This window comes from Streptomyces sp. NPDC091279 (genome assembly GCF_044757465.1).
Classification (GTDB): Bacteria; Actinomycetota; Actinomycetes; order Streptomycetales; family Streptomycetaceae; genus Streptomyces.
The window spans coordinates 165,199-178,738 of sequence record NZ_JBIVVA010000014.1 but is presented as its reverse complement, the minus strand read 5'-3'; the positions used below and the strand labels follow the sequence as shown (position 1 = coordinate 178,738).

Below are 13,540 nucleotides of genomic sequence, written 5' to 3'. Positions count from 1 at the left end.
GACGCCGGGTTACGGCGAGCGGTCGGAGGCGGGCAGGTAGGGCGCGGTCGACGGCAGTTCCAGGTCGGAGGGGAGCAGCGAGCCGACCCAGGAGTCGCGCCGGACGCCGCCGTGGACCGTGCCCGAGCGCAGGACGCCCTCCAGGACGAAGCCCGCGCGCTCGGCCACCGCGCGCGAGGGCGCGTTGCCGACCTCCGCGCGCCACTCCACCCGGTCGACGGCGAGGTCGACGACGGCCCACCGGGTCACGGCGCGCACGGCCTCGGTGACGTAACCCCGGCCGCGGTACTCCCTGGTGGCCCAGTAGCCGATCTCGGCCGTGCTCAGCGACCGCATGGAGAGGCCGACCATCCCCGTCAACTCCCCGCCGGGCAGGAAGAGACCGAACGTGAACGAGGAGCCGTTCGCCCAGCCCTCGGGGACGATCTCCTCGGTGAAGCTTCGCGCGTGCTCGGGGAGATAGGGCGAGGGGAGTGTGGTCCAGCGCAGGGTGTCGGGGTCCTGGACAGCCGTGTACACCGCGTCGGTGTCCTGCGGGCCGACCGTGCGCAACAGAAGACGTGAGGTCGTGAGGGTCACGGGTTCCATCGGCCGATTCTGCTGCGCACGCGCGCGTGGCCGCCATCTCTTTGCCATGGGTGAGCGGGTGATCACAATTCGCGCAATTCCTGTCCGGGTGCGGCACCATCCGAGGGCCCCGGCCGTTGTCCCCTTTGCGGATGATTTGAAGTGCCGCTCGAAACAGGCCACGGTCGTGGTCCCGGCAGGCCTCCCGGCCCGGCGGGGTCCTCGCATACGATGGCCGTTGCTCAGCAATCCAGAAAACGACCGTCCCAGGCCCGACCGGCAAGGAGACCAACCCCCGTGTCCGTCCTCTCGAAGATCATGCGTGCAGGCGAAGGCAAGATCCTGCGCAAACTGCACCGCATCGCGGACCAGGTCAACTCCATCGAAGAGGACTTCGTCGACCTCTCCGACGCCGAGCTGCGGGCCCTCACCGATGAGTACAAGCAGCGCTACACCGACGGGGAGAGCCTGGACGACCTGCTCCCCGAGGCCTTCGCCACCGTGCGCGAAGCGGCCAAGCGTGTTCTCGGCCAGCGCCACTACGACGTGCAGATGATGGGCGGCGCCGCCCTCCACCTCGGGTACGTCGCCGAGATGAAGACCGGTGAGGGCAAGACCCTGGTCGGCACCCTGCCCGCGTACCTGAACGCGCTGTCGGGCAAGGGCGTGCACCTCATCACGGTCAACGACTACCTGGCCGAGCGCGACTCCGAGATGATGGGCCGCGTCCACAAGTTCCTGGGCCTGGAGGTCGGCTGCATCCTGGCCAACATGACCCCGGCCCAGCGGCGTGAGCAGTACGAGTGCGACATCACGTACGGCACGAACAACGAGTTCGGGTTCGACTACCTGCGCGACAACATGGCGTGGGCGCAGGACGAGTTGGTGCAGCGCGGCCACAACTTCGCGATCGTCGACGAGGTCGACTCCATCCTCGTCGACGAGGCCCGGACGCCGCTGATCATCTCCGGCCCGGCCGACCAGGCCACCAAGTGGTACGGCGACTTCGCCAAGCTCGTCACCCGCCTGAAGAAGGGCGAGGCGGGCAACCCGCTCAAGGGCCTTGAGGAGACCGGCGACTACGACGTCGACGAGAAGAAGCGCACCTGCGCCATCCACGAGTCCGGCGTCGCCAAGGTCGAGGACTGGCTGGGCATCGACAACCTCTACGAGTCGGTGAACACCCCGCTGGTCGGCTACCTCAACAACGCCATCAAGGCCAAGGAACTCTTCAAGAAGGACAAGGACTACGTCGTCATCGACGGCGAAGTCATGATCGTCGACGAGCACACCGGCCGTATCCTCGCCGGCCGCCGCTACAACGAGGGCATGCACCAGGCGATCGAGGCGAAGGAAGGGGTGGACATCAAGGACGAGAACCAGACGCTCGCCACGATCACCCTCCAGAACTTCTTCCGCCTCTACAAGCGCAAGGACCACCAGGGCAAGGACCTGCCCGGCCTGTCCGGCATGACCGGTACGGCGATGACCGAGGCCGCCGAGTTCCACCAGATCTACAAGCTCGGTGTGGTCCCGATCCCGACCAACCGGCCGATGGTCCGCATGGACCAGTCCGACCTGATCTACCGCACCGAGGTCGCCAAGTTCGAGGCGGTCGTCGACGACATCGTCGAGAAGCACGAGAAGGGGCAGCCGATCCTCGTCGGTACGACGTCGGTCGAGAAGTCCGAGTACCTCTCGCAGCAGCTCTCCAAGCGCGGTGTCCAGCACGAGGTGCTCAACGCCAAGCAGCACGACCGGGAGGCGACGATCGTCGCCCAGGCCGGCCGCAAGGGCGCTGTCACCGTCGCCACCAACATGGCCGGCCGCGGTACCGACATCAAGCTCGGCGGCAACCCCGAGGACCTCGCCGAGGCGGAGCTGCGTCAGCGTGGCCTCGACCCCGAGGAGCACATCGAGGAGTGGGCGCACGCGCTGCCCGCCGCCCTGAAGAAGGCCGAGCAGGCGGTCAAGGCCGAGTTCGAAGAGGTCAAGGACCTCGGCGGCCTCTACGTCCTGGGCACCGAGCGGCACGAGTCGCGCCGTATCGACAACCAGCTGCGCGGTCGTTCCGGCCGGCAGGGCGACCCGGGCGAGTCCCGCTTCTACCTGTCCCTCGGCGACGACCTGATGCGGCTGTTCAAGGCCCAGATGGTCGAGCGCGTGATGTCGATGGCGAACGTCCCCGACGACGTTCCGATCGAGAACAAGATGGTCACGCGCGCGATCGCGTCCGCCCAGTCGCAGGTCGAGCAGCAGAACTTCGAGACCCGCAAGAACGTCCTCAAGTACGACGAGGTCCTCAACCGGCAGCGCGAGGTCATCTACGGCGAGCGCCGACGTGTTCTGGAGGGCGAGGACCTCCAGGAGCAGGTCCAGCACTTCATGAACGACACGATCGACGCGTACATCAGCGCGGAGACCGCCGAGGGCTTCCCCGAGGACTGGGACCTCGACCGGCTGTGGGGCGCCTTCAAGCAGCTCTACCCGGTGAAGGTCACCGTCGACGAGTTGGAGGAGGCGGCGGGTGACCGGGCCGGTCTGACCGCCGAGTTCATCTCCGACTCCATCAAGGACGACATCCACGAGCAGTACGTCGCGCGCGAGACGCAGCTCGGCCCCGACATCATGCGTGAGCTGGAGCGCCGGGTCGTGCTGTCGGTCCTGGACCGCAAGTGGCGTGAGCACCTCTACGAGATGGACTACCTCCAGGAGGGCATCGGCCTGCGCGCGATGGCGCAGAAGGACCCCCTGGTCGAGTACCAGCGCGAGGGCTTCGACATGTTCACCGCCATGATGGAGGGCATCAAGGAGGAGTCCGTCGGCTACCTGTTCAACCTGGAGGTCCAGGTCGAGCAGCAGGTCGAGGAGGTCCCGGTCGAGGACGCGCGGCCCGAGCAGGACGGCTCGCAGGACGCGGTGCCGGCCCAGGCGGGCGCCCGCCCCGAGATCCGCGCCAAGGGCCTGGACGCCCCGCAGCGCCGCAACCTCCACTTCTCGGCGCCGACCGTGGACGGCGAGGGTGGCACCATCGAGGGCGAGTTCGCCGGTGACGACGAGGTCGTGCGCTCCGAGGCCGACGGCCTCACGCGCGCGGAGCGCCGCAAGCAGTCGCGGGGCGCCCGTCGTCGTAAGAAGTGACGGCGTCGACGGGACCGGCGAACACGTCGAGAACGTCGGGAACGTCGGGAACGAGCGCGCTGTAGCTGTTCCGGAAGGGCCGGGTCACCTTGGGGGTGCCCGGCCCTTCGGCGTGCCTGGGGTCAGCCGCGGGTGGCGCCGTGCGGGCCGCCCGCCTCCACGGCCGTGCAGCGCCAACGCAGGTCAGGTCCCTGTTCCAGCCGGAACGCCAGGGCGCGCACCCGGTCACCCGCGCCGATGCGGGCGAAGGCCTCGATGGCGCCGGGGCGCGGGACGTAGTAGCCGATGTCGCGGACGACCGGGAGCGGGCCGCGGGTGCGCAGCGGGGCGCGTTCGGCGAGCAGGGTCAGCTGGTCGTAGGCGCGGCCCGCGGTGTGCCGCAGCATCCAGTGGACGGGGCGTCGGCCGCTCAGCACCTCCAGGAGCCGGTCGGCGAAGAGGTCGGTGGGGCGTTGCTGGGGGACCGGGAGCCGGCGGCGGGACTGGGCGGGGACGGTGGGCGCCTGAGCGGTGGCCGAGGAGGCGTGCGCGGCGGTCGTGGGCGTCGGGGAGACCGCCGACGGGGTCGTGGAGGGGCCGGTGCGTGCGAGGCCCTGTCGCGTGCGCTGGGCGGGGCCGGGTGTCGTGGGCCTCGCCGTGGCGGCCGTTGCGGGGCGGTTGTCCGTCGGGCCGGTGGTCGGGCGGAGGGCGCCGGGGGTGTTCGAGGGGCCGTCTCCCGAGGGGGCCGTGCGGGTGCGGGTGCCGCCGGGGGCGCGGGGCGGGGTTCCGGACGGGCGGCGGCTGTCGCCCCGGGTCGGCGGGCGGGTGCTGGTGCGCTGCTGTGCCCTCGTCATGACCTTGTGCATGGGAGTCCCCGTTCCATGTGCGGTGGTCCGTGGTGGGAGCCACCGCTGTACCGGTAAGTAACTTGCTGGTGGGGATCTTGTACGGGGTCGGGGCGAGGGGCCGCAAGGAGGCCGGGGGCCGCGTCGGGGTGCTCGGCAGATTCACTTATCAGGCTGATCCGGGGAGCGTAAGCGCAGGTGAGCGAGGTGGGTGGGGTGAATTTCGAGGACGGGAGTGGACGCTTTTCGGGGCGCCGGTGGGGACTCGATAGGGGACAGCCCCACGTATCCTGAAGCTCTCCCCGGCCCCTCGGCGGAGCCCCATGGAGGGGTTGCGCCACCCGAAGAAAGTGGCGAGCCATGCGCGTCTACGTCCCTCTGACCCTCCCCGGTCTCGCCGAGGCGTACAAGACGGGTGAGCTGGGGGTCGGTCCCTTCCTCGCGTACGCCGTCACGCCCGCCCTGCGTGAGTGGTATCTCTCCGACGACATCGAGGAGTTGGAGTACGCCGCGCTCAACCGGGCCGCGTCGGCGTCCCTGCGGTTGCTGGCCGCCGACGCCGGGGCGCCTCGGCGCCGGGTCGTGGTCGCCGTCGACGTGGCCGACGGCGCGGTGTCCGCCGACTCCGGCCCGGGGGTGGAACCCGCGGTGCTGGGTGAGGTGCGGGTGAGTGGGGCGGTGGCGTTGGCGAAGGCGGCGGCTGTGCATGTCGATGCGGGGGATGCGGAGGGGGACGTTGCCGCTGCCACGGGGGCGCTGGCCGCGGCGGACGGTGGGGACGGTGGTGCGCGGGGCGTCGTGGACGGGGTTGAGGATCATGAGTTGTTGTGGTTCGCGACGCAGGAGATTCCGGGTCTCGTGGGGTTGGGTGGCTGATCGGGTGGGGGCTGGGGGGCCTGGGATGCGTTCGCCGGGTGCGGGTCCGTCGGGGGTTTTGCGCAGTTCCCCGCGCCCCTGAAGACAGGGGGGTGCTGGGGGAGGGGGTTTGCGGGTGCGGCGCCGTCGTGGCTTGTCGCGCAGTTCCCCGCGCCCCTAAAAGCAGGGGGTGGGGGGGATCGGTTTGTGGGGGGCTTTTGGTCGGTGGGGGCTTGTCGCGCAGTTCCTCGCGCCCCTGAAGGCAGGGGGGGCTGTGCAGTTTCCGGCGTCTCTGGAAACGAGGGGTGTGGGGCTGTGAGCTGGGGGTCTGCTGATTGTCAGTGGGGGCCGGTAACGTTTTCGGCATGGGGAAACACACGGGGAATCACGGCGGGGCTCACATCGTGTGGGACTGGAACGGGACGCTGTTCCACGACAACGACGCGATCATCGGGGCGACCAACGCGTCCTTCGGCGAGCTGGGGCTTCGGCCGCTCACCATGGAGCAGTACCGGGAGTTGTACTGCGTGCCGGTGCCGAAGTTCTACGAGCGGTTGCTCGGGAGGTTGCCGACCGACGCCGAGTGGGAGGTCATGGACGGGACCTTCCATCGGCACTACACCGCGTACCGGGACCGGTGCGGGCTCACCGACGGGGCGGCGGAGCTGCTCACGGGATGGCGGTCGGCGGGGCACAGCCAGTCCCTGCTGAGCATGTACGGGCACGATGAACTCGTCCCGCTGGTCCGCACGTTCGGGATAGAACCGCACTTCCTCCGGGTCGACGGCCGCACCGGGCCCTCCGGCGGCAGCAAGGCCGAGCACATGGTGCGCCACCTCGACTCGCTCACCGGCGTGGACCCGACGAGGACGGTGGTGATCGGGGACGCCGCCGACGACGCCATCGCCGCCCTGCACGTGGGTGCACGGGCCGTGCTGTACACCGGCGGCTCGCACAGCCGGGCCAGCCTCGAAGCGGTCGGCGTACCCGTGGTCGACACGTTGGCGGATGCGGTGGCGGAGGCGGAGAGATTGGCGGCGTGAGGGGGGGGTGCGCGAGGGCGTCGGCGGGGCGCTCTTGGGCGGGGTGGCGTGAGGGGCGTGGCGGGTCTTGCCTGTGCAGGGGCTGAGGGGCTGAGGGGCTGAGGGGCTGAGGGGCTGTGCAGGGCGGGGGTCCTCGTCGGGCGGGGTCGCGTGACGTAGGCGTAGGCCCAGGTCCATCGCCGCCCCCCCGCCAACTCCGTTCCCTCAGTGGCCAGGTCGGGCCGGGCCAGGCCAACCCGGGCCCCCGCCCCGTTCCCCCTCAGCTCACCGGGGCCTTGGCTCGTAGCACCGTCAGGAATTCCCGCATCCAGGCCGAGTGGTCCGGCCAGGCTCGGGAGGAGACCAGAGGGCCGTCGACGACCGCCTCGGTGTCCTGGAAGGCGGCGCCTGCGGAGCGCATGTCCGGTTCCAGCGCCGGATACGCGGTCACCCGGCGGCCGCCGAGGCTGTCGGTCGCGGCGGTGATCAGGGGTCCGTGGCAGATCTGGGCGACGGGTTTGTCCGCGGCGAAGAAGGACGTGACGATCTTGCGCAGCTCGGCGTCGTTGCGGAGGTACTCCGGGGCACGGCCGCCCGGGATGACGAGGGCGACGTACTGGCCGGGGTCGACCTCGGAGAAGGCCAGGTCGGCGGGCCAGGTGTAGCCGGGTTTCTCGGTGTACGTGTCGAAGCCGGGCTCGAAGTCGTGAACGACGAATCGGAGCTGTTTGCGGGAAGGAGCCGCGATATGGACCTCGTAACCCTCCTCACGGAGGCGCTGGTACGGGTACAGCACCTCCAGGGACTCCGCCGCGTCACCGGTGACGATCAGGATTTTGGCTGTCATGTCGGCAACGTGCCCTCGGCGGGCCGACTTGCCAAGAGGGCGCGCGGCGCGAAACCACCGTCCCTCCGGAAGGCGCAGCCCCGGCGACGAGGCGCGTGCGCTACCCCGGGCGCACCGCCCCCGCGCGAGGCGCCCACCCTGGGCGACCCCTCCCCGCCCGGAGAAACGGCCTCCCCCACCGGGAAGGCAGACACCCCGCTTCCAGGGCGAGGCGGCCACCCCGCCCTCGGTGAGGCAGGCACTCCCTGCCCGGGAGGCAGCCGACCCCGCCCGGCGAGGCGAGCACCCCGACCCCGGCGAGGCAGGCGACCCCCGCCGGGAAGGCAGCCGCCCCCCCCGCCCGGCGAGGCAGGCGCCCCCTGCCGGGAAGGCAGTCGCCCCCGTGCCCCGGCGAGGCACCGCCCGGCGGCGCGACCTGCCCCCCCGCCCGGCGCGACCTGCCCCCCGCCCGGTGAGGCGGGCCCCCGCCCCCGGCGAGGCAGCCACCCCCTGCCCGGAAGGCAGCCGCCCCCGCCCGGCGAGGCGGCCACCCCGACCCCGGCGAGGCAGGCCCCCCGCCCGGAAGACAGCCGACCCCGCGCCCTGGCGAGGCCCCCCGCCCGGCGGCGCGATCCTCGGCCCGTCCGATAAGTCCCCCCTGTCCCTAATCGTTCTGTGCGGATCGGCAAAGATTGGGGATTGGAATTGTGCATATACGGCTCATGACGGGGGCCCAGGGTGGGGGGATAGCCTGGGTGTCGTGATCAGCGCGATAGTTCGCGGGGGCACTGTCGCCCCCGCATCGCGCCCGGTGGGCACGGACCACATCCGTGACCGGGCGGCGGTCGCTGATCCTCGCGGGCGGGACCGGAGAGCGAGAGCCTCCCGGGCGTCGCGCACACCCTCGGCGGGGTCGCAGAGATCAGCATCACACCCGCCGCGCGCGTCGAAAATGGCTGATAAACCCCCGCTCATCTCACCCCGCGGCATAGCGTCGGAACGGACCGGACACTCCGGGCCGTGGCGTTGGGCCGCAAGGGAAGAGACCGCCGAACTTCCTTCTACGTCACGCAACGGCGCGCGACAGGAGTCAGAGGACAATGCAGACCAAGCTGGACGAAGCCAAGGCCGAGCTGCTGGAGAGGGCCGCTCGGGTTGCTGAGAACAGCCCGGTCGGGGGCCATCTACCGACCGGGAAGACGGGCGAGGGCACCCCCGACACTCCCGAGGGGCGGGACACCCCGGACCGGGAATCCGTGCTCGCGTTCCTCCAGCGCTACTACCTGCACACCGCCCCGGAGGACCTCGGCGACCGCGACCCGGTCGACGTCTTCGGTGCCGCCTACTCCCACTACCGGCTGGCCGAGAACCGACCCCAGGGCACCGCCAACGTACGCGTGCACACCCCGACCGTCGAGGAGAACGGGTGGACGTGCAGCCACTCCGTGGTGGAGGTCGTCACCGACGACATGCCGTTCCTCGTCGACTCGGTGACCAACGAGCTGACGCGCCAGGGCCGCGGCATCCATGTCGTCATCCACCCGCAGGTCGTCGTCCGCCGTGACATCACCGGCAAGCTGATCGAGGTGCTCGCCGCCCAGCCGGGCGCGAAGCTCCCGCACGACGGGCACATCGAGTCCTGGATTCACGTCGAGATCGACCGGGAGACCGACCGCGGCGATCTCAAGCAGATCACCGCCGACCTGCTGCGCGTCCTGTCCGACGCCCGCGAGGCCGTCGAGGACTGGGAGAAGATGCGTGACGCGGCCCTGCGCATCGCCGACGAGCTGCCCGCCGAACCCGTCGCCACCGACCTGGTCGACCAGGACGTCGAGGAGGCCCGCGAGCTGCTGCGCTGGCTGGCCGCCGACCACTTCACCTTCCTCGGGTTCCGCGAGTACGAGCTGCGCGACGACGACTCGCTGGGCGCCGTGCCCGGCACCGGCCTCGGCATCCTGCGCGCCGACCCGCACCACTCGCAGGACGAGGGCCACCCGGTCAGCCCGTCCTTCGAGCGGCTGCCCGCCGACGTCCGCGCCAAGGCCCGCGAGCACAAGCTGCTGGTGCTGACCAAGGCCAACAGCCGCGCCACCGTGCACCGGCCGTCGTACCTGGACTACATCGGCGTCAAGAAGTTCGACGCGGAGGGCAACGTCGTCGGGGAGCGCCGTTTCCTCGGGCTGTTCTCGTCGGCCGCGTACACCGAGTCGGTGCGCCGGGTTCCGGTCATCCGGCGCAAGGTGCAGGAGGTGCTGGAGCGGGCCGGGTTCTCGCCCAACAGCCACGACGGCCGCGACCTGCTCCAGATCCTGGAGACCTACCCGCGCGACGAGCTGTTCCAGACGCCGATCGGTGAGTTGCAGTCCATCGTCACCTCGGTGCTCTACCTCCAGGAGCGCCGCAGGCTGCGGCTCTACCTGCGTCAGGACGAGTACGGGCGCTACTACTCCGCCCTCGTCTACCTGCCGCGCGACCGCTACACCACCGGCGTCCGGCTGCGGATCATCGACATCCTCAAGGAGGAACTGGGCGGCACCAGCGTCGACTTCACCGCCTGGAACACCGAGTCGATCCTGTCCCGGCTGCACTTCGTGGTGCGGGTGCCGCAGGGCACCGAGCTGCCCGAACTGTCGGACGCCGACAAGGACCGGATCGAGGTCCGGCTGTCCGAGGCCGCACGGTCCTGGGCGGACGCGTTCGGCGAGGCGCTGAACGCGGAGTGCGGCGAGGAGCGGGCCGCCGAGCTGCTGCGCCGTTACGGCAGCGCCTTCCCCGAGGGCTACAAGGCCGACCACACCCCGCGCGCCGCCGTCGCCGACCTCGTCCACATCGAGGCGCTCGACGAGGGGAACACGTTCGCGCTCAGTCTCTACGAGCCGGTCGGGGCGGCGCCCGAGGAACGCCGGTTCAAGATCTACCGCAAGGGCGGCGCCGTCTCCCTCTCCGCGGTGCTGCCGGTGCTCAGCCGGCTCGGCGTCGAGGTCGTCGACGAGCGGCCCTACGAGCTGCGCTGCTCGGACCGTTCGATCGCCTGGATCTACGACTTTGGCCTGCGCATGCCGCAGTTCTCCGGCTCCGTCGCCGACTACCTCGGCGAGGACGGCCGCGAGCGCTTCCAGGAGGCCTTCGCCGCCACCTGGACCGGCAAGGCGGAGAACGACGGCTTCAACGCGCTGGTGCTGAGCGCCGGTCTCTCCTGGCGGCAGGCGATGGTGCTGCGCGCCTACGCGAAGTACCTGCGCCAGGCGGGATCGCCGTTCAGCCAGGACTACATGGAGGACACCCTCCGCAACAACGTGCACACCACCCGGCTGCTCGTCTCGCTGTTCGAGGCGCGGATGGCGCCGGAGCGGCAGCGGGCCGGGCACGAGATCGTCGACGCGCTCCTCGAAGAGGCCGACGCGGCGCTCGACCAGGTGGCCTCGTTGGACGAGGACCGCATCCTGCGCTCGTTCCTGACGGTCATCAAGGCGACCCTGCGCACCAACTTCTTCCAGGCCACCACGGGCGGCACGCCGCACGACTACGTGTCCATGAAGTTCGACCCGCAGGCCATCCCGGACCTGCCCGCGCCGCGTCCGGCGTTCGAGATCTGGGTGTACTCGCCGCGCGTGGAGGGCGTGCACCTGCGGTTCGGGAAGGTCGCGCGCGGCGGGCTGCGCTGGTCCGACCGGCGTGAGGACTTCCGCACCGAGATCCTCGGCCTGGTCAAGGCGCAGATGGTGAAGAACACCGTCATCGTGCCGGTCGGCGCCAAGGGCGGCTTCGTCGCCAAGCAGCTGCCCGACCCGGCCGCCGACCGCGACGCGTGGCTCGCGGAGGGCATCGCCAGCTACAAGACGTTCATCTCGGCGCTCCTCGACATCACCGACAACATGGTGGCCGGCGAGGTCGTCCCGCCGGCCGACGTGGTCCGGCACGACGAGGACGACACCTATCTCGTCGTCGCCGCCGACAAGGGCACCGCGACCTTCTCCGACATCGCCAACGGGGTCGCGCAGACCTACGGGTTCTGGCTCGGGGACGCGTTCGCCTCCGGCGGCTCGGCCGGGTACGACCACAAGGGCATGGGCATCACCGCGCGCGGCGCCTGGGAGTCCGTCAAGCGGCACTTCCGCGAGCTGGACGTGGACACGCAGGCCGAGGACTTCACCGTCGTCGGCATCGGTGACATGTCCGGTGACGTGTTCGGCAACGGCATGCTGCTGTCCGAGCACATCCGCCTGGTCGCCGCCTTCGACCACCGGCACATCTTCATCGACCCGACCCCCGACGCGGCCGGCTCCTACGCCGAGCGCCGCCGCGTCTTCGAGCTGCCCCGCAGCTCCTGGGCCGACTACGACACCGGCCTGATCTCGGCGGGCGGCGGTGTCTTCCCGCGCACCGCCAAGGCCATCCCGGTCAACGCGCACATCCGCGAGGCCCTCGGCATCGAGGCCGGCGTCACCAAGATGACCCCGGCCGACCTGATGAAGGCGATCCTCAAGGCACCGGTCGACCTGCTCTGGAACGGCGGTATCGGCACCTACGTCAAGGCGTCGACGGAGTCCCACGCCGACGTCGGCGACAAGGCCAACGACCCGATCCGGGTGGACGGCGCCGACCTGCGCGTCAAGGTCGTCGGCGAGGGCGGCAACCTGGGCCTGACCCAGCTCGGCCGCATCGAGTTCGCGCTGTCCGGCGGAAAGATCAACACGGACGCCATCGACAACAGCGCGGGCGTGGACACCTCCGACCACGAGGTGAACATCAAGATCCTGCTCAACGGCCTGGTCAACGACGGTGACATGACCGTCAAGCAGCGCAACAAGGTGCTCGCCGCGATGACCGACGAGGTCGGCACGCTGGTCCTGCGCAACAACTACGCGCAGAACACCGCCATCGCCAACGCGCTCGCCCAGTCCAAGGACATGCTCCACGCCCAGCAGCGGTTCCTGCGCCACCTGGTGCGCGAGGGGCACCTCGACCGGGCCCTGGAGTTCCTGCCCTCGGACCGCCAGATCCGCGAGCGGCTCTCCCAGGGCCAGGGTCTGACCAGCCCCGAGACCGCCGTGCTGCTGGCCTACACGAAGATCACCGTCGCCGACGAGCTGCTGCACACCACGCTGCCCGACGACGACTATCTGCGCGGGCTGCTGTACGCGTACTTCCCCTCGGACGTGCGCGAGAAGTTCGCCGAGTACGTCGACAAGCACCCGCTGCGCCGCGAGATCGTCACGACCGTGCTGGTCAACGACACCGTCAACACCGGCGGAACAACGTATCTGCACCGGCTGCGCGAGGAGACCGGCGCGTCGCTCGAAGAGATCGTCCGGGCGCAGACCGCGGCCCGCGCGATCTTCCGTTCGGGGCCGGTGTGGGACGCGGTGGAGGCGCTCGACAACACCGTCGAGGCCGCCGTCCAGACCCGTATCCGGCTGCACTCGCGCCGGCTCGTGGAGCGGGGCACGCGCTGGCTGCTCAACAACCGGCCGCAGCCGTTGCAGATCGCGCAGACGGTGGAGTTCTTCGCGGAGCGGGTCGAGCAGGTGTGGCAGGAGCTGCCGAAGCTGCTGCGGGGTGCTGACGCGCGGTGGTGGCAGAAGATCCACGACGAGCTGGCGGGGGCGGGGGTGCCGGATGAGCTGGCCACGCGGGTCGCCGGGTTCTCGTCCGTCTTCCCCGCCGTCGACATCGTGTCGGTGGCCGACCGGATGGGCCGGGAGCCGATGGATGTCGCCGAGGTGTACTACGACCTCGGTGACCGGCTGAACATCTCCCAACTCATGGACCGCATCATCGAGTTGCCTCGTGCGGACCGGTGGCAGTCGATGGCGCGGGCGTCGATCCGGGAGGACCTGTACGCGGCGCACTCCGCGTTGACGGCGGATGTGCTTGCCGTGGGGAGCGGTTCGGATACGCCGGGGGCTCGGTTCGAGGCGTGGGAGGAGAAGAACGCGCCGATTCTTGGGCGGGCGCGGGTGACGCTGGATGAGATCCAGGGGTCTGAGGCGTTTGACCTCGCCAACCTGTCTGTTGCTATGCGCACGATGCGTACGTTGCTGCGCACGCGGGCGTAGTTCTTGAGGGGCGTTGCTTTGACGCCCCTTCTTTTCAACGACGATGAAGGCGCCCCGGACCTTGATGGTCCCGGGCGCCTTCATCGTCGTTCCACGACCAGGTTGTCGGGCGGGTGCTGCGCCGTCGTGGCTGGTCGCGCAGTTCCCCGCGCCCCTTAAAAGCCGGGCGTTGCAGCGCCGTTGGCTAGCTGCTCGGCCCTGCTGGTCGCGCCCGCGCGGCGGAGCCGCATATCGATAACAGCCCCG

Annotated in this window: 7 protein-coding genes; 4 read left to right on the top strand and 3 right to left on the bottom strand. The window is 70.4% G+C overall.

Annotated features, from left to right (window positions below; all coding sequences use genetic code 11):
• Nucleotides 1-9: 9 nt before the first annotated feature.
• The gene (locus ACIQOU_RS31320; RefSeq protein ID WP_401542166.1) at nt 10-588 is read right to left on the bottom strand and encodes a GNAT family N-acetyltransferase; all 579 of its coding nucleotides are present in this window, start codon (nt 586-588) and stop codon (nt 10-12) included.
• 276 nt (nt 589-864) lie between these two features.
• Between ACIQOU_RS31320 and secA the strand changes: the two genes are divergently transcribed.
• Nucleotides 865-3,708, top strand: a complete 2,844-nt coding sequence (secA, locus tag ACIQOU_RS31315; RefSeq protein WP_401542164.1) for a preprotein translocase subunit SecA — start codon at nt 865-867, stop codon at nt 3,706-3,708.
• A gap of 122 nt (nt 3,709-3,830) precedes the next feature.
• On the opposite strand, the gene ACIQOU_RS31310 is transcribed toward secA, so the two are convergent.
• On the bottom strand, nt 3,831-4,553 hold the full coding sequence (locus tag ACIQOU_RS31310; protein WP_401542161.1) for an Rv3235 family protein: 723 nt from the start codon (nt 4,551-4,553) through the stop codon (nt 3,831-3,833).
• Nucleotides 4,554-4,892: 339 nt separating this feature from the next.
• Here ACIQOU_RS31310 and ACIQOU_RS31305 point away from each other — a divergent pair, with 339 nt between their 5' ends.
• The gene (locus tag ACIQOU_RS31305; protein WP_401542159.1) at nt 4,893-5,408 is read left to right on the top strand and encodes a DUF6912 family protein; all 516 of its coding nucleotides are present in this window, start codon (nt 4,893-4,895) and stop codon (nt 5,406-5,408) included.
• Between the two features lie 344 nt (nt 5,409-5,752).
• Nucleotides 5,753-6,430: an HAD family hydrolase gene (locus tag ACIQOU_RS31300; protein WP_401542157.1), complete on the top strand. Its 678-nt coding sequence runs from the start codon at nt 5,753-5,755 to the stop codon at nt 6,428-6,430.
• Nucleotides 6,431-6,689: 259 nt separating this feature from the next.
• Here the strand turns inward: ACIQOU_RS31300 and ACIQOU_RS31295 are convergent, their stop codons facing one another.
• Nucleotides 6,690-7,256, bottom strand: coding sequence for a DJ-1/PfpI family protein (locus ACIQOU_RS31295; RefSeq protein ID WP_401542155.1), 567 nt, complete (start codon nt 7,254-7,256; stop codon nt 6,690-6,692).
• Between the two features lie 1,079 nt (nt 7,257-8,335).
• Here ACIQOU_RS31295 and ACIQOU_RS31290 point away from each other — a divergent pair.
• Complete coding sequence (locus ACIQOU_RS31290) at nt 8,336-13,294, top strand: NAD-glutamate dehydrogenase (protein WP_401542153.1); 4,959 nt, start codon at nt 8,336-8,338, stop codon at nt 13,292-13,294.
• Nucleotides 13,295-13,540: the final 246 nt, after the last annotated feature.

What these genes read in the sequence shown, in the direction of transcription:
- ACIQOU_RS31320 (WP_401542166.1), bottom strand. Translation starts at nt 588, where the DNA reads ATGGAACCCGTGACCCTCACGACCTCACGTCTTCTGTTGCGCACGGTC.
- ACIQOU_RS31310 (WP_401542161.1), bottom strand. Translation starts at nt 4,553, where the DNA reads ATGCACAAGGTCATGACGAGGGCACAGCAGCGCACCAGCACCCGCCCG.
- ACIQOU_RS31305 (WP_401542159.1), top strand. Translation starts at nt 4,893, where the DNA reads ATGCGCGTCTACGTCCCTCTGACCCTCCCCGGTCTCGCCGAGGCGTAC.
- ACIQOU_RS31300 (WP_401542157.1), top strand. Translation starts at nt 5,753, where the DNA reads ATGGGGAAACACACGGGGAATCACGGCGGGGCTCACATCGTGTGGGAC.
- ACIQOU_RS31295 (WP_401542155.1), bottom strand. Translation starts at nt 7,256, where the DNA reads ATGACAGCCAAAATCCTGATCGTCACCGGTGACGCGGCGGAGTCCCTG.
- ACIQOU_RS31290 (WP_401542153.1), top strand. Translation starts at nt 8,336, where the DNA reads ATGCAGACCAAGCTGGACGAAGCCAAGGCCGAGCTGCTGGAGAGGGCC.